This is a genomic window from Streptomyces sp. BK239, assembly GCF_004217285.1.
In the GTDB taxonomy this organism is placed as follows: domain Bacteria; phylum Actinomycetota; class Actinomycetes; order Streptomycetales; family Streptomycetaceae; genus Streptomyces.
This window is the reverse complement of the sequence record NZ_SHKS01000003.1, coordinates 195,493-220,290: the sequence shown is the minus strand read 5'-3', so window position 1 is coordinate 220,290 and position 24,798 is coordinate 195,493. Positions and strand designations below refer to the sequence as shown.

The 24,798-nt window shown below is 72.5% G+C and carries 23 protein-coding genes; 21 read left to right on the top strand and 2 right to left on the bottom strand.

What is annotated here, in order from left to right:
* Positions 1 to 110 precede the first annotated feature (110 nt).
* The gene (locus EV567_RS10900; protein ID WP_130438655.1) at positions 111 to 641 is read left to right on the top strand and encodes a YbjN domain-containing protein; all 531 of its coding nucleotides are present in this window, start codon (positions 111 to 113) and stop codon (positions 639 to 641) included.
* A 96-nt stretch (positions 642 to 737) separates the two neighbouring features.
* On the opposite strand, the gene EV567_RS10895 is transcribed toward EV567_RS10900, so the two are convergent.
* On the bottom strand, positions 738 to 980 hold the full coding sequence (locus EV567_RS10895; protein ID WP_130439521.1) for a Txe/YoeB family addiction module toxin: 243 nt from the start codon (positions 978 to 980) through the stop codon (positions 738 to 740).
* A 221-nt stretch (positions 981 to 1,201) separates the two neighbouring features.
* On the opposite strand from EV567_RS10895, the gene EV567_RS10890 reads away from it, so the two are divergent.
* Positions 1,202 to 1,756: a Uma2 family endonuclease gene (locus EV567_RS10890; protein ID WP_130438653.1), complete on the top strand. Its 555-nt coding sequence runs from the start codon at positions 1,202 to 1,204 to the stop codon at positions 1,754 to 1,756.
* Positions 1,757 to 2,326: 570 nt separating this feature from the next.
* On the opposite strand, the gene EV567_RS10885 is transcribed toward EV567_RS10890, so the two are convergent.
* The gene (locus EV567_RS10885) at positions 2,327 to 3,538 is read right to left on the bottom strand and encodes a pyridoxal phosphate-dependent aminotransferase (protein WP_130438651.1); all 1,212 of its coding nucleotides are present in this window, start codon (positions 3,536 to 3,538) and stop codon (positions 2,327 to 2,329) included.
* A 140-nt stretch (positions 3,539 to 3,678) separates the two neighbouring features.
* On the opposite strand from EV567_RS10885, the gene EV567_RS10880 reads away from it, so the two are divergent.
* From EV567_RS10880 to EV567_RS10790, 19 genes are all read left to right on the top strand, one after another.
* The gene (locus EV567_RS10880) at positions 3,679 to 3,984 is read left to right on the top strand and encodes a hypothetical protein (RefSeq protein WP_130438649.1); all 306 of its coding nucleotides are present in this window, start codon (positions 3,679 to 3,681) and stop codon (positions 3,982 to 3,984) included.
* 478 nt (positions 3,985 to 4,462) lie between these two features.
* Complete coding sequence (locus tag EV567_RS10875; RefSeq protein ID WP_130438647.1) at positions 4,463 to 5,038, top strand: DUF2617 family protein; 576 nt, start codon at positions 4,463 to 4,465, stop codon at positions 5,036 to 5,038.
* A gap of 65 nt (positions 5,039 to 5,103) precedes the next feature.
* A complete protein-coding gene (locus tag EV567_RS10870) occupies positions 5,104 to 6,645 on the top strand; it encodes a polyamine aminopropyltransferase (RefSeq protein ID WP_130438645.1) in 1,542 nt (513 codons plus the stop codon).
* Between the two features lie 105 nt (positions 6,646 to 6,750).
* On the top strand, positions 6,751 to 7,617 hold the full coding sequence (locus EV567_RS10865) for an SRPBCC domain-containing protein (protein ID WP_130438643.1): 867 nt from the start codon (positions 6,751 to 6,753) through the stop codon (positions 7,615 to 7,617).
* A gap of 37 nt (positions 7,618 to 7,654) precedes the next feature.
* Positions 7,655 to 8,443 carry an aldose 1-epimerase gene (locus EV567_RS10860; RefSeq protein ID WP_130438641.1) on the top strand — a complete coding sequence of 263 codons (789 nt, stop codon included), beginning with the start codon at positions 7,655 to 7,657 and terminating at the stop codon, positions 8,441 to 8,443.
* A 167-nt stretch (positions 8,444 to 8,610) separates the two neighbouring features.
* Positions 8,611 to 9,159 carry an orotate phosphoribosyltransferase gene (gene pyrE, locus EV567_RS10855; protein ID WP_130438639.1) on the top strand — a complete coding sequence of 183 codons (549 nt, stop codon included), beginning with the start codon at positions 8,611 to 8,613 and terminating at the stop codon, positions 9,157 to 9,159.
* A 133-nt stretch (positions 9,160 to 9,292) separates the two neighbouring features.
* Positions 9,293 to 10,324, top strand: a complete 1,032-nt coding sequence (gene fbaA, locus EV567_RS10850) for a class II fructose-bisphosphate aldolase (RefSeq protein WP_130438637.1) — start codon at positions 9,293 to 9,295, stop codon at positions 10,322 to 10,324.
* Positions 10,325 to 10,581: 257 nt separating this feature from the next.
* Positions 10,582 to 12,570, top strand: a complete 1,989-nt coding sequence (locus EV567_RS10845) for an Ig-like domain repeat protein (protein WP_130438635.1) — start codon at positions 10,582 to 10,584, stop codon at positions 12,568 to 12,570.
* A 135-nt stretch (positions 12,571 to 12,705) separates the two neighbouring features.
* Entirely contained in the window at positions 12,706 to 13,119 is a 414-nt protein-coding gene (locus EV567_RS10840; protein WP_130438633.1) for a DUF3151 domain-containing protein, read from the top strand.
* Positions 13,120 to 13,299: 180 nt separating this feature from the next.
* Positions 13,300 to 14,139 (top strand): tryptophan 2,3-dioxygenase family protein, encoded by an 840-nt coding sequence (locus EV567_RS10835; RefSeq protein WP_130438631.1) that lies wholly within the window; start codon positions 13,300 to 13,302, stop codon positions 14,137 to 14,139.
* Positions 14,132 to 15,331, top strand: a complete 1,200-nt coding sequence (gene kynU / locus EV567_RS10830) for a kynureninase (protein ID WP_130438629.1) — start codon at positions 14,132 to 14,134, stop codon at positions 15,329 to 15,331. Before EV567_RS10835 ends, kynU begins: the two co-directional genes overlap by 8 nt.
* A gap of 492 nt (positions 15,332 to 15,823) precedes the next feature.
* The gene (locus tag EV567_RS10825; protein WP_130438627.1) at positions 15,824 to 16,714 is read left to right on the top strand and encodes an alpha/beta hydrolase; all 891 of its coding nucleotides are present in this window, start codon (positions 15,824 to 15,826) and stop codon (positions 16,712 to 16,714) included.
* A gap of 193 nt (positions 16,715 to 16,907) precedes the next feature.
* A complete protein-coding gene (locus EV567_RS10820; RefSeq protein WP_130438625.1) occupies positions 16,908 to 17,948 on the top strand; it encodes an alpha/beta hydrolase in 1,041 nt (346 codons plus the stop codon).
* Positions 17,941 to 19,125 (top strand): acyltransferase, encoded by a 1,185-nt coding sequence (locus EV567_RS10815; protein WP_130438623.1) that lies wholly within the window; start codon positions 17,941 to 17,943, stop codon positions 19,123 to 19,125. The genes EV567_RS10820 and EV567_RS10815 overlap by 8 nt, the downstream gene beginning before the upstream one ends.
* Before the next feature lie 10 nt (positions 19,126 to 19,135).
* Entirely contained in the window at positions 19,136 to 20,623 is a 1,488-nt protein-coding gene (locus EV567_RS10810; protein WP_130438621.1) for a sensor histidine kinase, read from the top strand.
* Positions 20,620 to 21,294 carry a response regulator transcription factor gene (locus EV567_RS10805; RefSeq protein WP_130438619.1) on the top strand — a complete coding sequence of 225 codons (675 nt, stop codon included), beginning with the start codon at positions 20,620 to 20,622 and terminating at the stop codon, positions 21,292 to 21,294. Before EV567_RS10810 ends, EV567_RS10805 begins: the two co-directional genes overlap by 4 nt.
* Before the next feature lie 91 nt (positions 21,295 to 21,385).
* Positions 21,386 to 22,738, top strand: a complete 1,353-nt coding sequence (locus EV567_RS10800) for a sensor histidine kinase (protein WP_130438617.1) — start codon at positions 21,386 to 21,388, stop codon at positions 22,736 to 22,738.
* Positions 22,735 to 23,400, top strand: a complete 666-nt coding sequence (locus tag EV567_RS10795) for a response regulator transcription factor (RefSeq protein WP_130438615.1) — start codon at positions 22,735 to 22,737, stop codon at positions 23,398 to 23,400. Before EV567_RS10800 ends, EV567_RS10795 begins: the two co-directional genes overlap by 4 nt.
* A 166-nt stretch (positions 23,401 to 23,566) precedes the next feature.
* Entirely contained in the window at positions 23,567 to 24,772 is a 1,206-nt protein-coding gene (locus EV567_RS10790; RefSeq protein WP_130438613.1) for a cytochrome P450, read from the top strand.
* Positions 24,773 to 24,798: the final 26 nt, after the last annotated feature.

Sequence of the window (24,798 nt, the reverse complement as noted above, 5' to 3'; positions counted from 1 at the left end):
GCACACCGGCCGGGCAGGTTGCCGGTCACGGGGCAAGAGAGAGAGGGTGGGTTGTACGTCTGGTCTCACTGATGGCCGGACGGACCAGACGACCGCAGGAGTGTTCACATATGTCCATCGACCCGTCCTCGATTCCGAACTTCGGGGGTCAGCCCGAGCCGCAGCCCCAGGGACCGGCGGGCCCCGTCGTTCCGGATCAGGACCTGGTGAAGCAGCTCCTCGACCAGATGGAGCTCAAGTACGTCGTAGACGACGAGGGCGACCTCGCGGCGCCGTGGGAGGAGTTCCGCACCTACTTCATGTTCCGCGGTGAAGGGGAACAGGCGGTCTACTCGGTGCGGACGTTCTTCGACCGGCCGCACAAGATCGACGTCAAGCCGCAGCTGCTGGAGGCGATTGACGACTGGAACCGTCGCACCCTGTGGCCGAAGGTCTACACCCACACCCACGACGACGGCACCGTCCGCCTCATCGGCGAGGCGCAGCTGCTGATCGGCGCCGGTGTGAACATCGAGCTGTTCGTCTCCTCGACGGTGAGCTGGGTGCGGGCGGCCATCGAGTTCGACAAGTGGCTCGTGGAGCAGCTGGGTCTGGAGCAGGAGGTCGACGACGCGGCGAAGCCCGAGGAGGGCGACGAGTAACTCCGCTCCCGCGCGCACCACTTGACCCCGGCGCCGCACGAGTCACACCTCACGGGAGCCCGGCCCACCCCGCGACCACGCGGCCCGGCCGGGCTCTCAGCCTTCGTAGTGAGAGCGGCCCTGTGCGACCAGCACGCCGTCCCCGGCGGCCTTGTAGGTCAGGCGGTGCTCGTCGTCGACCCGGCGCGACCAGTACCCCTGGAACCCGTGCTTGAGGGACTCCGGTTTGCCGATTCCCTCGTTGCCGTTCCGGGCGATGTCCGCGATGAGCGTGTGGATGCGCCTGAGAATCTTCCGGTCCTGGAGCCGCCACCACAGCAGGCTCAGTGCCTCCGCCACGGCGTACTGAACGGGCCGGAGGCGACGTACGTCAGTTACTGCTTCGCCGACCGGACCGCCGTGACCAGAGCGGGCGCCGCCGTCACCCAGCCGACTCCTCGTTCGTACACCTATTCGCGGGTCGCGCCGCTAGCTGTCCGGACCGGCTCACAGCCGTGCCGCCGGGCCCGGGACAGGGCGCTGTCCGCCGTATCCTGACCACACACGGGAAGGAGCCGTCCATGAGCGTCGACGCGATCGTGCACACCCAGTTCCCCAAGGGATACACGGTCCTGTTCGGGGCCGACGGAAAGGTGATCATGACTCCGCAGAGCGAGGAGCACTCCAGCACCATCAGGTCGATGCAGATCGACTCCGCTGTCGCTCTCGGCCGTCACGCGAAGGTCACCTCCGACGTCTACATCGACTTCCCCGCCGACGAGAACTCCGCCCCCGACCTCGCGATCATGCGCGAGGACGCACGCAAGGAAGCCAAGCGCTACAGCTTCGAGGACGTCCTGCTGATCTCCGAGGTCGTCTCGACCTCCTCCGCACGCAAGGACTACGACGACTGCACCGCCAAGTACGGCCGCTACGGCATCCCGATCTACCTGGTCGTCGACCCGTACGCCCAGGAAGTCGTCCTCCACACCCAGCCGACCGGCACCGGCTACATCGCGGCACACACGCACAAGTACGGCACGGGCAAGCTCCCCATCCCTCTGGCCGACGGCCGCACCTTCACCCTCGACCTCGACGAGCTCCCGCGCCCGGAGCCTGAGGCAGACGCCCGCTGACAGAGGACTTCCGTGGTGCCCGCTCGGTCATGCCGTCTCGACCCGGGCTCATCACGCGCTTGATGTTGCATATGCGGCTGTTGCCGCGGCGCGTGCCGCCACGCGGAAGCGCGCAACCTGATCGCGCGGCGTGACCCCCTCGAACCCTCGTCCCTGCTTGCGACCGGCGCGCCGTTCCCCGTGGTCGTCTTGCTGGCTGCTGCGCCGCCGACCACCCCGACATGGGCAGCACCGTCGAGCGCGCCGCGATGTTCGCCGTCGCCGAGCTCGGCCTGTTCGCTACCGCTCTGCCCGCCCGGCAGAACATCACGGCCCGAAGCAGGCACCCGGCCTGCCCGTCGCGCTCACCTGGGTGGGCATCGAACTGCGCAACCGCAGCCCGCTCCGCTGCGCCGGCGCCGGCCCACCCTCACCACGGGCACGACGGACGGCTCCACGCCTGCCCGACCGCGCACCACAGCGACGAAGCGGGCAGAGACCCCGGGCCACCCGCCCGAGGATCATGCGGGCGAAGCCGAACCGACCGGCTTCGCCCGGCCCTGTGGCCAAGGGGTTTGCACCATGTGGCCGTCAGGCCTGATGGCCCTGGGCGGACAGAGCCTTCAAACGGGCTACCGCCTCCTCCAGCACGGCTGTCTGCTTGCAGAAGGCGAACCGTACGAAGGGTGCGCCCTGGTCGCGGTGGTCGTAGAAGACGGCGTTCGGGATGGCCACCACGCCGGCGCGCTCGGGCAGGGCGCGGCAGAAGGCGAAGCCGTCGGTCTCGCCGAGGGGGCGGATGTCCGTGGTGACGAAGTACGTGCCCGCCGGGCGGTAGACCGCGAAGCCCGCCGCCGCCAGTCCCGCAGACAGCAGGTCCCGCTTGGCCCGCATGTCCGCGCGGAAGCCGTCGAAGTACGTGTCCGGCAGGCTCAGTGCCTCCGCCACGGCGTACTGGAACGGGCCGGAGGCGACGTACGTCAGGTACTGCTTCGCCGACCGGACCGCCGTGACCAGGGCGGGCGCCGCCGTCAGCCAGCCGACCTTCCAGCCGGTGAAGGAGAAGGTCTTCCCGGCGGAGGAGATGGTGACCGTCCGCTCGCGCATGCCCGGCAGGGTCGCCAGCGGTACGTGCTCGGCGTCGTCGAAGACCAGGTGCTCGTACACCTCGTCCGTGACGACCAGCAGGTCCCGCTCCACCGCCAGCTCGGCGATCGCGGTCAGCTCCGCACGGGTGAGGACGGTGCCGGTCGGGTTGTGCGGGGTGTTGATCAGCAGCAGCCGGGTGCGGTCGGTGACGGCGGCGCGCAGCTCGTCGAGGTCCAGGCGGAAGCGGGCGTGCTCCGGGTCCGGCCGCAGTGTCACCGGCACGCGCGTGCCGCCCGCCATGGCGATGCAGGCCGCGTAGGAGTCGTAGTACGGCTCCAGGGCGACGACCTCGTCCCCGGGCTCCAGCAGCGCCAGCAGTGAGGCCGCGACGGCCTCCGTGGCGCCCGCGGTGACCAGCACCTCCGTGTCGGGGTCGAACGTCAGCCCGTAGCGGCGCCGCTGGTGCTCGACGATCGCCGTCCGCAGCTCGGGCACGCCGGGCCCCGGCGGGTACTGGTTGCCGCGCCCGTCCCGCAGCGCCCGCACGGCCGCCTCCCGCACCTCCTCGGGGCCGTCCGTGTCCGGGAAGCCCTGCCCGAGGTTGATCGCCCCGGTCGCCACCGCCAGGGCGGACATCTCGGCGAAGATCGTCGTCCCGAACTCGGTGAGACGGCGGTTGAGGAAGGGACGTGCGGTGGAGGTCATGCCGGTCATCCTGCGCCGAAGCTCTGGACTTCCTCAAGTGCGCTTTGGCCCGCGCGGCGGATGGGAATCCCCCGTGCACGCGACGCTCACACGTCGCGCGAGGCGCCCACGGGGGGCCGCTTCGGGGGATTCGAAAGGAGGGTGACGCCATGTTCCTGGGCCTCATCCTGGCGGCGGCGGTCATCGTGCTCGTCGTGTCTCTGATCGTCCACGCTCGCGCGGGCGGCGGCTCCCGCCGAAGCGGCGCGGGCGCCCGCCGCAGCCGCAGCCGCACGGGCGGCCGGGGCGGTCACAACAACGGCTGGTGGGCCGGCGGGGGCGGCGCCGGCACGTCCTGCGGTTCGTCGGGCAGCTCCTGCGGCAGCGGCTCGTCCTCCTGCGGCTCGTCGTCGGGCAGCTCCTGCGGAGGCGGCTCGTCCTGCGGCGGAGGCGGCGGATGCGGCGGAGGCAGCTGACACGGGGCAGCTGAGCTCCCCGGGGGGAGCCGTATCCGGACCGCGAGGGTCCGCTCCTTGACCGGGGCGTCCCTCGCGGTCGCACCATGTCCGGCCGCATCGGGCATCGCGGTCGCGGCATGTCCGGCCGCATCGGGCATCGCGGTCGCGGCATGTCCGGCCGCACGGGCATCGCGCCGCTTCGGGGGTCGCGCGCGGGCGCGCGTCGTGGTGCGCGAGGGCCGCATGGCGTGCGCCGTGGTTGAACAGTTGAGCTGTGGAGCCCTCTAGGGGATGGAAACCCCACGAAGTTGGGTAAAAACGCTGTGTTGGCGCCACTGTTCATGATTCCCTCTAATCCACCAACGCAGCCCCTCGGACCCCTACGGACGTCCCGCGCGGACGTCCTCCCCAGGAAACGGGCCGACCGGGCGACCTCCCGGTGTCTGCCGGGGCGTGCCGGACCTTCCCTCTCTTTGCGTTCTAGCGGAGCCGAGTCATGCTCACGACCCTGCACACGTCCTACACCGACACGCGCGCGGCCGACCTCGCCTGGGCCCTGGGGCGTGAACCACTGCCCGCCCTGGCCACCCTCGACCTCGAACTGTCGGGCGCCCAGGTTCAGTTGCGACTGCTCGGCGCCTCGCACCAGGTGCTGCTGGAGGAGGAGCGGGGCAGTTGCTCGGAGACGGTGGCCTGCCTCCCCGGCAGCAGCACCCCGCTGCCCCTCGGCGTGGCCAAGCGGGTGGGCGACTGGGAGTACGAGTTCGCCGCACACGTGGAGGAGTTGACGCCCAGTCAGTTCGCCGTGCGGGCCCAGGAACTGCTGGCCCTCGTCTCCGGCCACCCGCACGGCCTGGCCGGCGTCTTCCCCGGCAGCCCGCACGCCTTCACCGCGCTGGTCGCCCAGCGGCACGAGGGAGCGGTCCATTGGCGCACCTGGCACGCGTACCCGCAGGACGGGCAGCTGGTGGCGACGCGCACGAGGGTGGACGTGCGCGCGCCGGCCCTCGCGAACGGCCCGTCCGCCGACGGCGACTTCAGACCGAGGGCGGTCCAAACGCGGGGCGCGTGACCGGCGCCGGGTTCCACACGTGTGGGTGACGAAGCGTGCCGCACTCGTGACGTAACGTCGCAGTCGTGATCGAGTCGCACGCACCAGCCCCGCCCGGCGCCCCGCCCCCCTGGCGCTGCCCCGCGCGGCTGCCCGTCCGGCAGGGCACCGGGCGGTTCCTGGTCCTCGTGTGCGTCTTCGTCTGCGCCGCCTGCGGGCTGGTGTACGAACTCGAACTGGTCGCGCTCGCCTCGTACTTGATGGGCGACTCGGTCACCCAGGCCTCCGTCGTGCTGTCCGTGATGGTGTTCGCGATGGGCATCGGCTCCCTCGCCGCCAAACGGCTGCGCCCGCTCGCCGCCGCCGGGTTCGCCGCGATCGAGGTGGTGCTCGCCCTGGTGGGCGGCTGCAGCGCCATGGCGTTGTACGCGGCGTTCGCCTGGACGGGTGACTGGGGCGGGCTGTGGGCTGACGGACCCCGGGTGCTGATCGTCGCGTTCTCCCTGGCCATCGGCCTGCTCATCGGGGCCGAGGTGCCGCTGCTGATGGAGCTGATCCAGCGCATCCGCCGCCAGGACGCGGGCGGCGCGGTCGCCGACCTCTTCGCCGCTGACTACGTCGGCGCGCTCGTCGGCGGCCTGGCCTTCCCCTTCCTGCTGCTGCCCCGCCTCGGCCAGCTGACCAGCTCCCTGCTGACCGGCGCGGTCAACGTGGCCGCCGGCGGCGCCCTCGTCCTCGGCCTGTTCCGCCGCGACCTCACCCGCCGCGCCCGCTGTGCCCTCGCCGTCGCCGGCATCGCCGTCCTCGGCGTCCTCGCCTGTGCCGCCGTCCTCGTCGACGACTTCGAACGGGCCGCGCGGCACGCGATGTACGGCGACCACGTCCGGGTGGCGCTGCGGACCGGCGTCCAGGAGGTCGTCCTCACCGGCGACGCCGACGGCGGCCCCGTCGGCCTCTACCTCGACGGCCGGCTCCGCGGCGGCGGCCCCGCCGCGCGCCGCTACCACCAGGCCCTGGTCCGCCCCGCGATGCACGGCCCGCACGGCCGGGTGCTGATCCTCGGCGGCGGCGACGGGCTGGCCGCCCGCGAGGTCCTCGCCCGCCCCGGCGTCGACCGTCTCGACGTCGTCGAACCCGACGCCGGGCTGCTCCGCCTCGCCCGCACCGACCCGGCGCTCTCCCGCCTCAACGAGCACGCCTTGGACGACCCGCGCGTCCACGTCACCGTCGCCGACGCCTTCGACCGCCTGCGGAAGATCCCCCCGGACGCCTACGACGTGGTGATCACCGATCTGCCCGACCCCGGCGAGACCGCCGGCGCCAAGCTGTACTCCCAGGAGTTCTACGGCCTGGCCCGCCGCGCCCTGCGCCCCGCGGGCCGGCTCGCCGTCCACGCCGGGCCGGTCGCGACCCGCCCCCACGCCTTCTGGACCGTCGAGACCACCCTGCGCGCGGCGGGGCTGCACACGGCCGCCTACCGCACGAGCGGCGACGGTGACGGCGACTGGGGCTTCGTCCTGGCAGCGGGAGACCGTCCGCCCGGGCTCCGCCTGGACCCCGGCGAGCGGGAGCTGCGCGAGCGGACGGAGGGGTTGCGGGCCTCCACCCTGCTGCACCCGCGTTACTAGCGCCACGAGCGGCGCGTGGCCGGCACGGGCATCGCGGCAGACGTCGGCTCCGAGTTGTGGCGGAGGGGAGGTGTGGTGGCGTGGGCCTGGGTAGGCTCCGCATCTATGGAGCAAGAGGTGTTCGTTCCGGTTCCGGCCGAGCGGCTGAGGGCGGCCCTCGCCGACCCCGAGCAGGTGGCCCGGGCCGTTCCCGGGCTCCAGCAGGACGCCGGCACCGAGCCCGTCGCGGGCCGGCTGAAGCTGCGCGTCGCCGGCCACACCATCACCTACCGGGGCGCCCTGCGTGTCACCGTGCAGGGCGACGGCTACGTCGTGGAGGGCGACGCGACCGAGGCCCGCGGCACGGGCACGGTCAAGCTCGCGCTCACCGTGCGACTGCGGGAGTCGGAGGGCGGGACCGCCGTCCTCTTCGAGGGCACGGCGTCCGCGGCGGGCCGGATCGCTGAACTCCCCGCGGACGCGGTCGACTCGGCGGTCGCACGGCTGCTGAACCGGTTCGCGGAGAACCTGGGGGAGGGGGCGGAGCAGACCCCGGCGGAGGCCTCAGGCGGAAGCCCGGGGTCCGACGCGCCGGAGCCCTCGGAAGCGGCCCCTGCCTCGGAAGCGGCCCCCGCCGACGCGGCCCCCGCCTCGGAAACGCCCGCCGAAGAAGCCCCCTCGGGCCTCCCCGCCGGCGCCGAACCCGAAGCCACCGCCGGAACCGATGCAACCGCCGGCATCGATGCAACCGCCGGCATCGAGCCCGACGAGGACCCGGACGGCCCCCCCGCCGAAGCCGCGCACGCCCGCCGGACGATGATCGGGCGCAGCGCCGAGGAGGTCGACCACGCGCCGCCGCGCGGCCGCTACGCACCCGTCCCCGCCCCGGAGACCGTCGCCCGCAACGACATCCTGCGCTGGGCCGCCCCCGCCGCCGCGTTCGCCGTGGCGTCGGCGATCGTCGTCGGCAGGGCGTTGCGCCGCCGCCGTTGAGCCCGCGCGCTCTTGATCGCCTCGGTAGGGTCGTCCCGTGAGCGACGAAGACATCACGCTGACCGCGGGCGACGCGGAGGCGACCGTGCGGCCCGGCAACGGCGGACGGGTCACGGGGTTGCGCGTCGGCGGTGTGGAGCTGCTGCGCCAGGGGGAGCGGTTCGGCTGCTTCCCGATGGTCCCGTGGTGCGGACGCATCAGGGACGGCCGCTTCCGCGACGGCGGGGCCGTCCACCAGATGCCGCTGAACTCCCCGCCGCACGCCATCCACGGCACCGTCCGGGACGGCGCCTGGCGGGTGGCCCGCCGTTCCGCCGACGAGGCGGTCCTGACGTACGACCTGGTGGAGCCCTGGCCTTACCCCGGCCGGGTCACCCAGATCGTGGCGCTGACCGAGGACGCGCTGACGCTGTCCATGGCGGTGGAGACGTACGGCTCGTCCTTCCCGGCGCAGATCGGCTGGCACCCCTGGTTCAACCGCGACCTCGGCGGCGAGAGCGTGCGGATCGCCTTCGACCCCGCCTGGCAGGAGGAGCGCGGCGACGACCACCTGCCCACCGGCGAGCGCGTCGAGCCGAAGCCCGGACCCTGGGACGACTGTTTCGGCATGCCCGACGGCGTGGACGTGACCCTCACCTGGCCGGGGCGGCTGGAGCTGAAGGTGACCAGCCCCGAGCAGTGGGTCGTCGTCTACGACGAGCAGGACGCGGCCGTGTGCGTGGAACCGCAGACCGGCCCGCCCGACGGCCTGAACTCCCGCCCGCGCCTGGTCACCCCCCTGGAACCGCTGGAGACCACGACAACCTGGCGCTGGACCCGACTCTGAGCCCCACGGCCGATGCCGGGTTCCGCCCGGGTCCTGGGTCCCGGACCCTGAGCCCGCCTCCGACGCCCGGCTCCCAGCCCCCGGGCCTGAGCCCAGGACCCTGGGGCCCGGGTCCTGGGCCCCGGGCCCTGGGTCCCCCCTACGGGGTCGCCTCTAAGCTGTTCGGCATGACGGACACACGCGGCGCGCTGCTGCAGCAGATCAAGGACAAGGCCGTGGTGCACGGCAAGGTGACCCTGTCGTCGGGTCTCGAGGCCGATTACTACATCGACCTGCGCCGCATCACCCTCGACGGGCAGGCCGCCCCGCTGGTCGGACAGGTGCTGCTCGACCTGACCGCCGACCTCGAGTTCGACGCCGTCGGCGGTCTGACCATGGGCGCGGACCCGGTCGCCGCCGCGATGCTGCACGCCGCCGCCGCCCGCGGCCGCTCGCTGGACGCCTTCGTCGTGCGCAAGGCGGCCAAGGCGCACGGGCTGCAGCGGCGCGTCGAGGGCCCGGAGATCCGGGGCCGCCGGGTGCTCGTCGTCGAGGACACCTCCACCACCGGCGGCTCGCCGCTCACCGCCGTCGAGGCCGTGCGCGAGGCGGGCGCCGAGGTCGTGGCCGTGGCGACCATCGTGGACCGGGCGACCGGCGCCGCCGAGAAGATCCAGGAGGGCGCGGGCGTGCCGTACCTGTACGCGTACGCCAAGGACGAGCTGGGCCTGGACTGACCGGCGGGCGGACACCCGCTGGATCATCGGGCCATGTCTGGAAAGATGGGGACGACGATGACGTCGCACCCCAGGTCTAGGTCAGGGCCGTAACAACGCAGATCGCCAACCCGCACACCCAAGGAGCGGACGAATGCCCATCGCAACCCCCGAGGTCTACAACGAGATGCTCGACCGGGCGAAGGCAGGCAAGTTCGCCTACCCGGCCATCAACGTCACCTCGACCCAGACCCTGCACGCGGCTCTGCGCGGCTTCGCGGAGGCGGAGAGCGACGGCATCATCCAGATCTCGACCGGCGGCGCCGAGTTCCTGGGCGGCCAGTACAGCAAGGACATGGTGACGGGCGCCGTCGCGCTCGCGGAGTTCGCGCACATCGTCGCCGAGAAGTACCCGGTGACGGTGGCCCTGCACACCGACCACTGCCCGAAGGACAAGCTCGACGGGTACGTACGTCCGCTGCTCGCCATCTCGCAGAAGCGCGTCGAGGCCGGTCTCGGCCCGCTGTTCCAGTCGCACATGTGGGACGGCTCCGCCGAGACCCTCGCCGACAACCTGACCATCGCGCAGGAGCTGCTGGAGAAGGCCCGCGCCGCGCAGATCATCCTCGAGGTGGAGATCACGCCGACCGGCGGCGAGGAGGACGGCGTCTCCCACGAGATCAACGACTCCCTCTACACGACGGCCGAGGACGCGATCCGCACCGCCGAGGCGCTCGGCCTCGGTGAGAAGGGCCGCTACCTGCTGGCCGCGTCCTTCGGCAACGTCCACGGCGTGTACAAGCCGGGCAACGTCGTGCTCCGCCCGGACCTGCTGAAGGAGCTGAACGAGGGCGTCGCCGCCAAGTTCGGCCGGCCTGCCGGCTCGCAGCCGTTCGACTTCGTCTTCCACGGCGGCTCCGGCTCCTCGGCGGAGGAGATCGCGACCGCGCTGGAGAACGGCGTGGTCAAGATGAACATCGACACGGACACGCAGTACGCCTTCACGCGTCCCGTCGCCGACCACATGTTCCGCAACTACGACGGCGTGCTGAAGGTCGACGGCGAGGTGGGCTCGAAGAAGACCTACGACCCGCGCACCTGGGGCAAGCTGGCCGAGGCGGGCATGGCGGCGCGTGTCGTCGAGGCGACGCAGCACCTGCGCTCGGCGGGCACGAAGATCAAGTAGTTCCTGGCCGGACCGGCCCGAACACCTCCTTGGGGGGAAGTGGATCGGCAAGCGGTTTCCGGCATGTCGAGGGCCCGGCGCCCGTGTTCCCGCACGGCGCCGGGCCCTCGTGTGTCCGGAAAGCCGCTCCCCCCGTAATCCGGGGAGCGGGATGTCAGGGGCATGCTCTACGCTGCGGATCACCGCGCCCCGGTCCGGGGCGGCGGTTTCCGCGTTCCCGTCGGGAACGCGAAGGACCAATGGGGGGTCTCTTCATCGTGCGTAAGCGCACTCTCTCGGCCGCGACGGCGCTCGCGGTCCTCTTCAGCTCCGCCGCACTGATCGTGGGCGGCGCGGGCTCGGCGGCGGCGGACAGCAGCAAGGTCCTGCCGCTGAGGTCCACGGGTGACGTCGTCGTCGACGGTGTCCACAAGAAAATCTTCATCAGCGACCCGTACATCGGCAAGGTCGTCGCCACCGACTACGAGGGCAGGGTGCTGGGCTCCGTCACCGGCCTGCCCGGTGTCACCGGCCTCGCGCTCTCCGCCGACTCGGGCCGCCTGTACGCCGCCGTCCCGGGCGCCGACGCGGTCGTGGCCCTGGACACCGCGGCGGTCACCGAGCAGGCCCGGTACGCGACCGGCGAGGGCACCGACCCTCGCTACGTCGCCCTCGCCGGCGGCAAGGTCTGGTTCGGCTACGGCGGCGACTACGACGGCGCGATCGGCTCGCTCGACGTCTCCGGCGCCGAGCCCGTCGTCGCCTTGGACCAGGACGCCGAGACCGACTACTCGGGCGCCCCGCACCTGGTCGCCTCGCCGGCGAACCCGAACGTCATCGCGGCCGCCAGCTCCTACTACCACCGCTTCGCCGTCGCCACGTACGACGTGACGACGGGCACAGCGACCCGCACCGCGCGCAACACCACCGCGCTGACCGGCAAGACCACCGACCTCGCCTACACGCCGGACGGCAGCCGCCTCATCACGGCCAACCCCGGCACCGCACACCGCGTCTGGCAGACCTCGGACCTCACCGAGGTGGGCGCCTACTCGAGCGGCTACCACGGCACGGCCGTGGCCGTCGCCGCCGACGGCACCGTCGCCGCGGGCACCGACTCGTCGACCAGCGGCGACGTCTTCGTCTACCGGACCGGCGAGACGAAGTCCGTGCGCACGTACGACTTCCCGGCCACCGGCAGCAGCGGCTACGGGGACGAGCTCGAGGACGGCGGTCTCGCCTGGGAGCCCGGTGGGGGCCGGCTCTTCGCGGTGACCAACAACTCCGACAACAACCCGCGTCTGCAGGTCCTCGACGAGCCGACCAAGTCCGCGCCGACGGTCACCGTCAAGGCGCCGGCGACGGCCCAGCGCGCCAAGGCGCTCACCGTCTCCGGCACGGTCGCCGCGACGCTGCCGCTGCCCGCCGGGACCCCGCTCACCGTGACCCGGTTCGACGTCGAGGCCCCGCAGGGCAAGGCGCTCGGCACCAAGAAGCTCGGCGCGGGCGGGGCGTTCTCGTTCACGGACACCCCGACGGCCTCCGGGAACGTCACCTACAAGGTCGCCTACGCCGGGGACGCCCAGCACTCGGCCGCCTCCGGGACCGCGCTGGTCAAGGTCGCCCACGCCAAGACCGCGCTGACCCTGGACCGCAACGGCCTCACGGTCAACTACGCCACCACGGTGACGTACACGGCCACCCTCGGCCCGACCTACAAGAACCGTGTCGTGGAGATCTGGGCCGACCCGTGGGGCCCGGAGCCCAAGCGGCTGCTCAAGCGCGGCACCGTCAACGCCAAGGGCAAGCTGTCCGCGTCGATGTGGATGAGCCGTGACACCACGGTCACCGCGGTCTTCGCCGGCGACGCCCGCTACGGCTGGGCCCAGGCCGTGTCCGGCGTGCGCACCCGCGCCGGTGTGTCGACGACCCTATCGCGCCACTACAAGTGGACGAAGTTCGGCAACACCTGGTACCAGACCTACCACCAGACGGCCGACCCGCTCATCACCACCTGGCACAACCCCTACCCGGGCCGGCACACCCGTCTCGAGTTCCAGGTCTACGTCCAGGGCGCCTGGTACGCGGGCGCCGAGCCCGAGTACTTCGGGCTGGGCAGGGACGGCAAGTCGCTCGTCACCCTCGACGGCGACGGCGCGGCCGGCTACCGCTTCCGCGTCCGCTCCGCGTACATCGACGGCTACAACGGCGACAACGTGAACTCCACGGTGTACGGGCCGTGGAAGTACTTCAACTTCACTCGCTGAGCTGTCGGCGCGTGACGTGAGCGCGGTGCGCGGGCCGACGGTCCGCGCACCGCGGTCGGGCCCGGTGTCCCCCTGAGGGGCGCCGGGCTCGGCCGGTTTCCGGCGGGCCGCCGCGTCGGTGACAGACTGGAGGCCATGTCCATTCACGAGAACCTCCTCGGGGGCCCGCCCCCGACCCACCTCCCCGACGACCCCGAGCCCCGCGAGCTCCTCGCCGACGGCACGCCCCCCGCCGACGTCGCCGCCCGGTACCCCACGTCCTCCCTGGCCTGGGCGCAGCTCGCGGACGACGCCTTCGAGCGGGGCAGCGTCGTCGAGTCGTACGCGTACGCCCGTACGGGGTACCACCGCGGCCTGGACAGCCTGCGCCGCAACGGCTGGAAGGGGCACGGCCCGGTGCCCTGGGAGCACGAGCCGAACCGCGGCTTCCTGCGTGCCCTGCACGCCCTCGCCCGGGCCGCGGGGGCGATCGGGGAGCAGGAGGAGTACGAGCGCTGCTCGCAGTTCCTGAAGGACTCCTCGGCCACGGCGGCCCAGACGCTGGGCTAGCGGGCGCCGTACGGCAGCGGGCCCGTCCGGTGTGGCCGGGCGGGCCTCGCGCTCTCGGTGTGACCGGGCGGACCTTGCACTTTCGGGTGACGATTGCGGAGGATGCCCGTGGGGACCGGGGCCCCCTGTCGAAAACGGCAGGGGCGGACCGCTACCCGGAGTACACAACAGGAGACAGCGATGTCCCAGGAGGCTCACGAGGCTCTCGAGCCCGAGACCCCGAACCTCGACTTCGCAGGCACGACGCCGTACGAGGACTACGTCAAGGCGGACGTGCTCACCCACCTCCAGCACACCCTCTCCGACGATCCCGGAGAGATGGTCTTCCTGGTCACCACCCAGGTGATGGAGCTGTGGTTCACGGTGATCGTCCACGAGTGGGAGACGGCGTCGAACGCCCTGCGCTCCGACGACGTGCCGACCGCGATCGCCGCCCTGAAGCGTTCCGTGCGGGAGCTGGAGGCGCTGAACGCCTCCTGGAAGCCGCTCGGGCAGCTCACCCCGGCCCAGTTCAACGCGTACCGCTCCGCCCTCGGTGAGGGCTCCGGCTTCCAGTCGGCGATGTACCGGCGGATGGAGTTCCTGCTCGGCGACAAGTCCGCGTCCATGCTGGTCCCGCACCGCGGCGCGCCCCGCGTCCACGACGAGCTGGAGAAGGCCCTGCACGAGCCGAGCCTCTACGACGAGGTGCTGCGGCTGCTCGCGCGGCGCGGACACGCGATCCCCGACGCCGTGCTCACGCGGGACGTGTCGCTGCGGTACGAGCCGTCGCCGGAGGTCGAGGCGGCCTGGACCGCCCTGTACTCGGGCGACGAGAGCGACGAACTGGCCCGTCTGGGCGAGGCGTTGACCGACGTCGCCGAACTGGTGTGGCGCTGGCGCAACGACCACCTCGTCGCCACCCGGCGCGCGATGGGCGCGAAGACCGGCACGGGAGGCTCGGCCGGCGTGGCCTGGCTGGAGAAGCGCGCCCGCAAGAACGTCTTCCCGGAGCTGTGGACGGCGAGGTCCTATGTCTGAGCTCGCCTCCAAGGCAACGAAACTGGACGCCGACGACCGACTTGCCTTCAAGCGTTCGGAGTTCCTGCTCGACGGGGACGTCTACCTGGACGGCAACTCGCTCGGCGCGCTGCCCGCGTCCGTCCCCGGCCGGCTGGAGGAGGTCGTCCGCCGGGAGTGGGGCGAACTGCGCATCCGCTCCTGGGAGGAGAGCGGCTGGTGGACGGCGCCCGAGCGGATCGGTGACCGCATCGCCCCGCTCGTGGGCGCGGCGGCCGGCCAGATCGTCGTGGGCGACTCGACAAGTGTCAACGTTTTCAAGGCACTTGTGGCGGCGGTGCGTATGGCGACGGCGGGCGGTGGAGCGGGGCGGGACGAGATCCTCGTCGACGCGACCACGTTCCCCACGGACGGCTACATAGCCGAGTCGGCGGCCCGGATGACCGGCTGCCGGCTGCGGCCCCTCGCCCCGGCCGACGTCCCTGCGGCCCTGTCGGACCGCACGGCGGCGGTCCTGCTGAACCACGTCGACTACCGCACCGGACGGCTGCACGACCTGCCGTCGCTCACCGCCGCCGTGCACGCGGCGGGCGCGGTCGCCGTCTGGGACCTGTGCCACAGCGCGGGCGCCCTGCCGGTGGGCCTCGACGAGCACGGCGTGGATCTCGCGGTCGGCTGCACCTACAAGTACCTGAACGGCGGACCGGGTTCACCGGCCTACCTCTACGTCCGGCGCGACCTCCAGGACCGTTTCGACTCCCCGCTCCCCGGCTGGAACTCGCACGCCGAGCCCTTCGGCATGCGCCCCGCCTACGAGCCGGCCGCGGGGGCGCCGCGAGGGCGCGTCGGCACCCCCGACATCCTGTCCATGCTGGCCCTCGAAGCTGCCCTTGAGGTGTGGGAGGGCGTCTCGATCGACACGGTCAGGACCAAGTCCCTTGCTCTGACGGACTTCTTCCTGGAGTGCGTGACGGAGTACGTCCCCGAGGGCCGCGTGGAGTCACTGACCCCGGTGCGTCACGAGGAACGCGGCAGCCAGGTGGCCCTGCGCTGCGAGGACGCCGCGACCGTCATGAAGCACCTCATCGCCCGAGGCGTGGTGGGCGACTTCCGCGCCCCGGACATCCTCCGCTTCGGCTTCACCCCGCTGTACGTCACCTACACGGACACGGAGAAGGCAGCCCGCACCCTGGCGGAAACCCTGACTCTCTGACCCACAGGCGGCCGCATCCGGGGGTGCGGCCGCCCACTCACCCCAGCTACGGCCGCCCACCCCTCGCCCCGGCTGCGGCCGGCCGCGCCTTGAGCTGTCCGCCTCCCGCCCCAGCCGCCCAGCTGCGGGGAGTGGTGCCGCTGGGGCGATGGGGGTCCCCCCGCTCGAGCGAAGCCGAGAGTGGGGGAGGGTGGGCGCAGCGGCACCCGGCAAGCGCGGCGAGCGAAACCCTGCCCCCCGGTCACCCCGACACAGGGCGCCCCACAAGCTGCGGCAAGCGAACCCGCCCCCACGCCCACCGACCCACGCCACCCCAAAACCACCCCCCACCCCCGAGCGCGGCCGAGCAGAACCGCCGAACCCCTGATCCGGCGTCATATCCCCGTGTCCCCCCACGTCACGGGCCTGATACCGTCCCCGCCAACGGCCGATCCCAAACCTGGTCCGCCACCCCACTCGTAGAACCCCGTTTCGCCGCTGAGAGGTTGGAGCATGCCGGACGACGCCGTCGCAGCCCGGGCCGCCGCCGAGGAGGAGTCGGCCTTTTCGCACCCGGCGGTCGCCCCCGACGCCACCGCCTCCTACGGCGACCACCCCGACCAGGTGATCGACTTCTACGCCCCGCGCGAGGGCAGCGCCCCGACCGACACCGTCCCCCTGATCGTCGTCCTGCACGGCGGCGCCTGGCGTGCGCCGTACGACCGACGGCACATCACCCCGTTCGCGGCCTACCTCGCCGAACGAGGCTTCGCCGTGGCGAACGTGGAGTACCGCCGGGGCCAGGAACAGCGGGCGGCACAGGAATCAGCCCACGCCCCGATCGCCGGCCGCTGGCCCCACACCTTCGACGACGTGGCCGCCGCCCTCGACGCCCTCCCCGCCCTGGCCCGCGAAGCCCTCCCGCAGGCGGACCCCCGCCGCACGGTGCTCACGGGACATTCGGCGGGCGGCCACCTCGCCCTGTGGGCGGCGGCCCGGCACGTCCTGCCCGCCGACGCCCCGTGGCGCACCGGCGGCCCGCCCCCGCTCCGGGGCGTCGTCGCACTCGCCCCCATCGCGGACTTCGAGGTCGCCGGGAAACTGGACGTCTGCGGGAACGCGGCCCGGCAACTCCTCGGAGGCGACGAGCACTTCGCCGAGAGGCAGCCGTACGCCGACCCCGCGCTGCTCCTCCCGACCGGCATCGCGACGACCCTCGTCCAGGGCCGCACCGACCTGGTCGTCCCGCAGGCGGTCGCCGAGTCGTACGCGGACGCGGCGGCGAAGGCGGGCGAGATGGTGGGCCTGACGCTGCTGGAGGACGTCGGCCACTTCCCGCTGATCGACCCGCTGGCGGACGCGTGCGCGGTGGTGGCGGAGGAGATCGCACAACTGGCATGGTGAGGGACCGGACGGCGACACAGGCTGTGCCCGTACAGCAGGGCCCCGCCCCCGACCCCACCCGTAGTACCTGTAGTACCTGGGAGCTACGCCGAAGAAGAGTCCTGAGGCGGGACGCTGACGACGACCGCTGATCCGTAACTTCCCATCCTGTGACGCCCGATGCCCGGGCGGCCGGGACGGGAGGGGCGGGGCGATGCAGGCGGACACGAGGCGCAAGCGCAGCCGGAACGGCGCGGCACCGGAAGCGGAGCCGAGGTCAAGGGAGCCCGGGTCGAGGCTGCCCCGGCGCTGTCTGCGCGCCCTCCTCGCCGTCCTGATCACGGCCGCCATAGCGGTCCCCCTTTCCGCCGCGGCCCGCCCCCACGTCCCCGCCCCGCCGCCCGCCGACCTCGCTCCGCTGACGGCGCGGACCCTGACGCAGACCTACGCCGCCAACCGGGCCAACGCCGAGCTGGCGTCGCGGATGGCGGCGGAGCACGGGGACCGTCACCGCGCCGAGGCGGATCACGTGCTGGCCGGTGCTTCCCGCGATCTCCTCGCCTTCGACGGCCGGGGCACGGGCCGCGCGGTCGAGGTCCTCGGCGACCTCGCGGGCGCCGAACGCGTGGCGATCCTGATACCGGGCTCGGACACCTCGCTCGACACCTACGAACGCTTCCACAGGGCGGCGGCGGCCCTGCACCGAAGCCTCGCCCAGGATTCCCCCGCCGGCCGGCGCACCGCGGTGATCGCCTGGCTCGGCTACACCACTCCCCGCACGGTCAGCACCACGGCGGCCACCGCGGACCGGGCCGAGGAAGCGGCCCCGGTGCTGCGGGAGTTCGTCCACGACCTGCGAGCCGTGACCGGACCCTCCGCCCACGTCGGTCTCCTGTGCCACTCGTACGGCTCGGTCGTGTGCGGCCGCGCCGCCGACGGCCTGGACGTGGACGACCTGGTCCTGCTGGGCAGCCCGGGGACGGGCGCGGACTCGGCCGGAGAGCTGGGCACCCGCGCGCGGGTCTGGGCGGCCCGGGGCGCAGACGACTGGGTGGCGGAGGTACCGCACGCCGAGGTCGACCTGTTCGGCACGAAGCTCGGCTTCGGCGCCGACCCCATGTCCCCTTCCTTCGGCGCCGACGTCTTCACCGCCGGCCCCGGAGGCCACAGCGACTACTTCCGGCCGCGGTCGGAATCCCTGAGCAACATCACCCGGATCGTCCTGGGCCGGACCGAGGAGGTGACCCATGCGTGAACTCCGCCACCTCACCCCCGCCCCTACGAGGGACCGAGCCACGGACGCCCTCCGGGCCGTCGCGATCCTCGGTGTGATCCTTGGTCACTGGCTGGTGACCGCCCTGGTCGCCTCTCCCGGCGGCGCCCTCCGCGCGGCGAGCCCGCTGGCGTCCATGCCCTGGCTGGCCCCCGTCTCGTGGACGTTCCAGACCCTGGCGCTGTTCTTCATGGTCGGCGGCCATGTGGCGACGAGAAGCCGCATCTCCTCACGCGCGCGCGGCGAGACCTACGGCGGCTGGCTGCGCAAACGGCTCGCCCGCCTGTTCACCCCGGTCGCGGCCCTCCTGGCGCTGTGGACGGCGATCGCCGTCTCCCTTCTCCTGGGCGGGGCGACGCCCATCACCCTGCACACCGTGCTGAAGCTGGCGCTGTCCCCGCTGTGGTTCCTGCTGGTGTTCGCGGCGCTGACCGCGGCGACCCCGCTGCTGGCTCGGCTGAACCCCCTGTGGCCGTTGGCCGTCGTCCTCCATGTGGACCTCGTGCGCTTCGGCCTCGGCGGTCCCGCCTGGCTCGGCTGGGTGAATCTGGCGGCCGGCTGGCTGGTGCCGTACACCCTGGGGGCGGCCTGGACGCGCGGCGAGCTGGAACGCCCGCGCGCCGGCTGGACCTTGCTCGTCGGCGGCGCGGTGACGACCGCGGCGCTCGTCGGCTGGGCGGGCTACCCGGCGTCGATGGTGGGCGTCCCCGGTGCGGCCGTGTCGAACCTCAACCCGCCCACGCTGGCCGCCGTGACCTTCGGCCTCGCCCAGTGCGGTCTGGCCCTTCTGCTGCGCGAGCGTCTGCGCCGGGCGATGCAGAGGCCGCTGGCCTGGACGGCCGTGGCACTGGTGAACCTCTCCGCGATGACGCTCTTCCTCTGGCACCAGACGGCCCTGATGGCGACCACCGCCACCGCCCTGCGCGCAGGTCCCCTGCCAGGCCTGCACACCTCCCCGGACGACCCGCACTGGATAGCGGTCCGTCTCCTGTGGCTGCCGGTCTTCGCCCTCGTCCTCGGCGTCTGCTGCGCGGCGTTCCACGGCTTCGAGAGCCGAACCGGGAAGCGGTCGAGGCGGGTCCGCGGCGGCCGGTCCCGGGTGGTCCACGTCCGGTACCGCTCGGAGACGGCGCGAGCCAAGTCGCTTCACGATGCCTAGAGTTGAGGCCATGACCGGTCAGGAGACCAGCAGCGCAGCCGACCGCACCGCCCTCGCGGCGCCACGCCGGTCCCTCCTCGGCCGCCTGCGCGCAGCGACCGGCGCGATCGGCTCCGGGGGCTCGCCGCGACGACGCGTGTCGCGCTGGCTGCGGGTGCCGGGGTACGTGGTGGTGTGCTACATCGCTCTGGGCATCGCACTGGCCGGCAACGAGCAGTTCGGCCGCTACAACCTGGGCACGGAGCTGGCGGTGACGGTGTCGTTCGCGCAGGGGAGCGCGGTCATCGCCGCCCTGTGGCGGCCGGCCCCGGCCTGGGCGCTGTCCCTGGCGGCCACCGTCGCGGCGGCGGTGGCGGCCCGCCCGGCCCTCGTGGGTCATCCGCTGCCGGGGCCCCCGTGGCCCTGGACGCCGCCCGAAGTCGTCGCCCACACCATCGTGTTCCTCCTCCTCGCGCTGAAGGTGCGCCGGCGCGTCTCCTTCACGATGCTGCTCGCCACCGCTGTGACGACCTGGGTGCTCCAGGGCCTGATCGGCGGGGCGACCTACACGTCGACGGGCATCGCCACCCTCGGGATCTTCACCGCGGTGGTCCTCGTCGGCACCGCCTTCCGGGGGCTCGGTGAGGCCCGCAGCCAGCTCGTCGAGCAGGAGACGATCACCGCCGAGGAACGCGGCCGCCGCACACTGCTGGAGGAGCGCAACCGCATCGCCCGTGAACTGCACGACGTGGTCGCCCACCACATGTCGGTGATCTCCATCCAGGCGCAGGTGGCCCCCCACCTGGTGGAGAACCCGTCCGAGGAACTGAAGGAGAACCTCGCCGGGATCCGCAACAACGCCCTGGAGGCGCTCGCCGAACTGCGCCGCGTCCTCGGCGTGCTGCGCTCCGAGAACCCCGAGGACCCCTACGGGCTCGGCGCGGCCGGCACCGGCTCCGCCCCGGCCACCCCGCAGCCCACGCTGGATCGTCTCGACGCCCTCCTGGACAACACCCGGGCCGCCGGGCTGCATGTCGTCGCGGAGATCGAGGGCGAGACGCCGCCGTACCCGCCGGGCGTGCAGCTGTCGGCGTACCGGATGGTGCAGGAGGCGCTCAGCAACGTCCTGCGGCACGCGCCCGGGTCGAGCGTGCGCGTACGGATCACGCACGAGCCGCGTGGTCTGCACCTGGAGGTCGTCAACTCCCGCCCGAGCGGGCCGGTCCGGCCGTCCCCGGGCGCCGGTCACGGCCTGCTCGGGATGCGGGAGCGGGCCGCGATGCTCGGCGGTCACGTCAGCGCGCATCCGACGCTGCACGGCGGGTTCATGGTGTCCGCCTTCCTCCCGAAGGACGGCGCCGCGCCCCCGCCGGCCGAGGCCCTGGAGCCGTCCGCGGACCTCGAACTGATCTTCCCCGAACCGCGCCCCACGACGCCCGAGTCACCGGCCGAGTTCCCGGCCCTGCCGGCGAGACCCGCGTCCGGGCAGCCGACCACGACAGGAGACGACCTCACATGACGAGCGGGACCATCCGCGTACTGATCGCCGACGACCAGCAGATGGTCCGGCAGGGCTTCACCGTGCTGCTCAACGCGCAGCCCGGCATCGAGGTGGTCGGCCAGGCGGTCGACGGCAAGGACGCCGTCGAGAAGGTCGCGGAACTCGCCCCGGACGTCGTGCTGATGGACATCCGCATGCCGGAGCACAACGGCATCGAGGCCACCGAACGCATCACCGTCAAGACCCCCGAGATCAAGGTGCTGGTGCTCACCACCTTCGATCTCGACGAGTACGTGTACGACGCGCTGCGCGCCGGCGCGTCCGGGTTCATGCTGAAGGACGCCTCCGCCGAGCAGCTCGCTGAGGCCGTCCGGATCGTCGCGGCCGGTGACGCGCTGCTGGCGCCCGGCGTGACCCGCAAACTGATCGCCGAGTTCTCCCGCCTGAACGGCTCGCCGCGCACCCCGCTGAAGGAGCGCGTCGGTGATCTCACCGAACGGGAGACGGAGGTCCTCAGTCTCATCGCGCAGGGCCTGTCCAACGCGGAGATCGCCGCGCACCTGTGTGTCGCCGAGCAGACCGTGAAGACACACGTGGGCCGCATCCTGGTGAAACTGGGTCTGCGCGACCGCACGCAGGCGGCCGTGTTCGCCTACGAGTCGGGCCTGGTCCGCCCCTCCGGATACTGACCCCCGCGACCCGTAGTACTTGAGAGGGACCTCGCAGAACCCCCCTCACTGGTGACGACCGGGAGCCCCGCTCCCGCCTACCGTTTTCATCGTGACCCAGACGACGCAGACGCACTCGACGCCCCCGGACCGCCGGCCCGGCGCCCACCAGCCGCGCAGTCCGGAGTTCAGGGCGGCCGCGGACGCCCTGCGCGGACTGCGTCAGGACCTCTTCCAGAACGCCTTCGCCTACCGTCCGCTGCCGCCCAGGGAACCCGACGGCTTCCTCATCCGCCGGCTGAAGGGCCGCAAGCGGGAGTACGCCACCTGGCGGTGGCACGCGGTCGTCGTGGCCCTCGGCGCGCTCGCGGCACTGGTCGTCTCCGTGGACGAGAGATCCAACGGAACGGGCTTGTTGTGCGCCGCGTTCGTCCTGGTGCCGGTGCTGCTGACGCTGGTCCGCCCGGCCGGAGCGTTCTGGCTGTCGCTCCTGTCGAGCTCGCTCGTCGGCGCCATGGGCACGGTGTACGGCGGCATGTGGCCGTGGCTGCCGGGCAGTTTCATCGCCCACCTGACGGTGATGGTGGTGGTGGCCGTGCGCACCCGGCCGCGCACGGCGGCGTGGATGTGGCTGGTGACGGCGGCCTACGGCTTCCTGGCCGAGACGGTGTTCACCGACAGCCACCCCACGGACGTCGAGCCCATGCTGGTCTTCTCCGCGTTCGCCCTGCTCGCCGTCTCCGTCTGGCACATACGCCGGCAGGCCGAGCGGGAGGTGACCGCGCAGCAGACGGTGACCGAGCACGAGCGGTCCCGGCGCACGCTCCTGGAGGAGCGCACCACCATCGCCCGCGAGCTGCACGACGTGGTCGCCCACCACATGTCGGTGGTCGCCATCCAGGCGGAGGCCGCGCCCTACCGGGTGGAGAACCCGCCGCCCGAGCTGGAGAAGGCCTTCGCCACCATCCGGGAGAACGCGGTCGCGGCCCTGACGGAGCTGCGCCGGGTGCTGGGCGTCGTCCGCGCCGAGGACTACGAGGCGCCCGACGCCCCCCAGCCCATGCTGGCCGACCTGGACGGGCTTCTCTCCAATGTGCGGGAGGCGGGCCTGGGCGTCGACAAGACGGTCACCGGGGCGATACGTGAACTCCCGCCGGGCGTCGAGCTGTCGGCCTACCGCATCGTCCAGGAGGCGCTGAGCAACACCCTGCGCCACGCGCCGGGCGCGGAGGCCAAGGTGGAGGTCTCCTATGTCCTCGGCGGTCTGGGCCTGCGCATAGTCAACGGTCCGCCGCCGCGGCCGTCCCTGGTGAAGCCCTCACCCGGCGCGGGGCACGGCATCACGGGAATGCGGGAGCGGGTGTCCATGCTGGGCGGTGAGATGACGGCCGGGGCGACAGAGGCCGGCGGTTACGAGGTGGCGGTGTTCCTGCCGGTGCAGGCGACGGGTGAGAGTGGCGCATGACCATACGGGTACTGATCGCGGACGACCAGATGATGGTCCGGGAGGGCTTCTCCGTCCTGCTCAACGCGATGCCGGACATCGAGGTCGTGGGCGAGGCGGTCAACGGCCGGCAGGCGGTGGAACGGGTGCGTGAACTGGCCCCGGACGTCGTCCTGATGGACATCCGCATGCCGGAGCTGAACGGCATAGAGGCGACACGGGAGATCGTGGCCGCCGACGGCGCGGCGAAGGTGCTGGTCCTGACCACGTTCGACCTCGACGAGTACGTGTACCAGGCCCTGCGGGCGGGAGCCTCCGGCTTCCTCCTCAAGGACGCGTCGGCCCGCCAACTCGCCGACGGGGTCAGGGTGGTGGCGACGGGGGAGGCGCTGCTCGCGCCGTCCGTCACCCGGCGTCTGATCACCGAGTTCTCGAAGCTGTCCGGGGCGCCCCGGCTGCCGCGCGCCGCCCAGGCGTCCTACGGCGACCTGACCGAACGGGAGACGGAGGTGCTGGTCCTCATAGCCCAGGGGCTGTCGAACGCGGAGATAGCGGAGCGGCTGGTGGTGGCGGAGTCCACGATCAAGACGCATGTGAGCCGGATCCTGGTGAAGCTGGGCCTGCGGGACCGCACACAGGCGGCGGTGTTCGCCTACGAGGCCCGCCTGGTGACACCGGGCTGATCACCTCATGCCGACGCCGGTCACGGGGCTTCGCCTGTCGCCGTCCGCGACTGCGAAGCGCCGGCCCGTGCCGCCCTCGACGTCCCACCTCCGCCTACACCGCTTTGATCGACCATCTTGAGAAGACCCCTGGTCAGAGCCTGGCGCCCCGGGTTAGCGTCCCCGCATGGCTGACTTCGATCCGTGGGACCCGGCGTTCCTCGCCGACCCGTACCCCGCTTACGCCGAGCTGCGGGCCGAGGGGCGGGTGCGGTACTTCGAGGCCACGAACCAGTGGCTCGTGCCGCACCACGCCGATGTGTCCGCGCTGCTCCGGGACCGGCGGCTGGGGCGGACGTATCAGCACCGGTTCACGCACGAGGACTTCGGGCGGACGGCGCCCCCGGCGGAGCACGAGCCGTTCCACACGCTCAACGACCACGGGATGCTCGATCTGGAGCCGCCGGACCACACGAGGATCCGGCGTCTGGTGTCGAAGGCGTTCACGCCGCGGACCGTGGAGCGGCTGAAGCCGTATGTGCGCGAGCTCGCCGGTGAGCTGGTGGACGCGCTCGTGGAGAAGGGCGGCGGTGACCTGCTCACCGATGTCGCCGAGCCGCTGCCGGTCGCCGTCATCGCCGAGATGCTGGGCATCCCCGAGGCGGATCGGGCCCCGCTGCGCCCCTGGTCGGCGGACATCTGCGGGATGTACGAGCTGAACCCGTCGCAGGAGACGGCGGCGAGGGCGGTCCGGGCGTCGGTCGAGTTCTCCGCCTACCTGCGGGAGCTGATCGCCGCCCGCCGGGAGAAGCCCGGCGACGACCTGATCTCCGGGCTGATCGCGGCGCACGACGAGGGTGACCGGCTCACCGAGCAGGAGATGATCTCCACCGCCGTCCTGCTGCTGAACGCCGGTCACGAGGCGACGGTGAACGCCACGGTCAACGGCTGGTGGGCGCTGTTCAGCAACGAGGACCAGCTGGCCGCCCTGCGCGCGGACCACTCCCTGGTGCCGTCGGCCGTGGAGGAGTTGATGCGGTACGACACCCCGCTGCAGCTCTTCGAGCGGTGGGTGCTGGACGAGATCGAGATCGACGGCACGGTCCTGCCGAGAGGAGCGGAGATCGCGATGCTGTTCGGCTCCGCCAACCACGACCCGGAGGTGTTCGCCGCCCCCGAGAAGCTGGACCTCACCCGCAAGGACAACCCGCACATCTCCTTCAGCGCCGGCATCCACTACTGCATCGGCGCGCCCCTGGCCCGCCTCGAACTGGCGGCCTCGATGACGGCCCTGCTGGAGAAGGCCCCGACCCTGCGGCCGACGGCCCCTCCGTCCCGCAAACCGAACTTCGTGATCCGTGGGCTGGAGGGACTGCGCGTGGAGGTGGGCTGATCACCACGCCGACCACGCCGTCCGGG

What these genes read in the sequence shown, in the direction of transcription:
- EV567_RS10795 (WP_130438615.1), top strand. Translation starts at nt 22,735, where the DNA reads ATGACCATACGGGTACTGATCGCGGACGACCAGATGATGGTCCGGGAG.
- EV567_RS10820 (WP_130438625.1), top strand. Translation starts at nt 16,908, where the DNA reads ATGCAGGCGGACACGAGGCGCAAGCGCAGCCGGAACGGCGCGGCACCG.
- EV567_RS10880 (WP_130438649.1), top strand. Translation starts at nt 3,679, where the DNA reads ATGTTCCTGGGCCTCATCCTGGCGGCGGCGGTCATCGTGCTCGTCGTG.
- EV567_RS10840 (WP_130438633.1), top strand. Translation starts at nt 12,706, where the DNA reads ATGTCCATTCACGAGAACCTCCTCGGGGGCCCGCCCCCGACCCACCTC.
- EV567_RS10815 (WP_130438623.1), top strand. Translation starts at nt 17,941, where the DNA reads ATGCGTGAACTCCGCCACCTCACCCCCGCCCCTACGAGGGACCGAGCC.
- EV567_RS10805 (WP_130438619.1), top strand. Translation starts at nt 20,620, where the DNA reads ATGACGAGCGGGACCATCCGCGTACTGATCGCCGACGACCAGCAGATG.
- EV567_RS10865 (WP_130438643.1), top strand. Translation starts at nt 6,751, where the DNA reads ATGGAGCAAGAGGTGTTCGTTCCGGTTCCGGCCGAGCGGCTGAGGGCG.
- pyrE (WP_130438639.1), top strand. Translation starts at nt 8,611, where the DNA reads ATGACGGACACACGCGGCGCGCTGCTGCAGCAGATCAAGGACAAGGCC.
- EV567_RS10900 (WP_130438655.1), top strand. Translation starts at nt 111, where the DNA reads ATGTCCATCGACCCGTCCTCGATTCCGAACTTCGGGGGTCAGCCCGAG.
- EV567_RS10810 (WP_130438621.1), top strand. Translation starts at nt 19,136, where the DNA reads ATGACCGGTCAGGAGACCAGCAGCGCAGCCGACCGCACCGCCCTCGCG.
- EV567_RS10835 (WP_130438631.1), top strand. Translation starts at nt 13,300, where the DNA reads ATGTCCCAGGAGGCTCACGAGGCTCTCGAGCCCGAGACCCCGAACCTC.
- EV567_RS10875 (WP_130438647.1), top strand. Translation starts at nt 4,463, where the DNA reads ATGCTCACGACCCTGCACACGTCCTACACCGACACGCGCGCGGCCGAC.
- EV567_RS10790 (WP_130438613.1), top strand. Translation starts at nt 23,567, where the DNA reads ATGGCTGACTTCGATCCGTGGGACCCGGCGTTCCTCGCCGACCCGTAC.
- kynU (WP_130438629.1), top strand. Translation starts at nt 14,132, where the DNA reads ATGTCTGAGCTCGCCTCCAAGGCAACGAAACTGGACGCCGACGACCGA.
- fbaA (WP_130438637.1), top strand. Translation starts at nt 9,293, where the DNA reads ATGCCCATCGCAACCCCCGAGGTCTACAACGAGATGCTCGACCGGGCG.
- EV567_RS10885 (WP_130438651.1), bottom strand. Translation starts at nt 3,538, where the DNA reads ATGACCGGCATGACCTCCACCGCACGTCCCTTCCTCAACCGCCGTCTC.
- EV567_RS10825 (WP_130438627.1), top strand. Translation starts at nt 15,824, where the DNA reads ATGCCGGACGACGCCGTCGCAGCCCGGGCCGCCGCCGAGGAGGAGTCG.
- EV567_RS10890 (WP_130438653.1), top strand. Translation starts at nt 1,202, where the DNA reads ATGAGCGTCGACGCGATCGTGCACACCCAGTTCCCCAAGGGATACACG.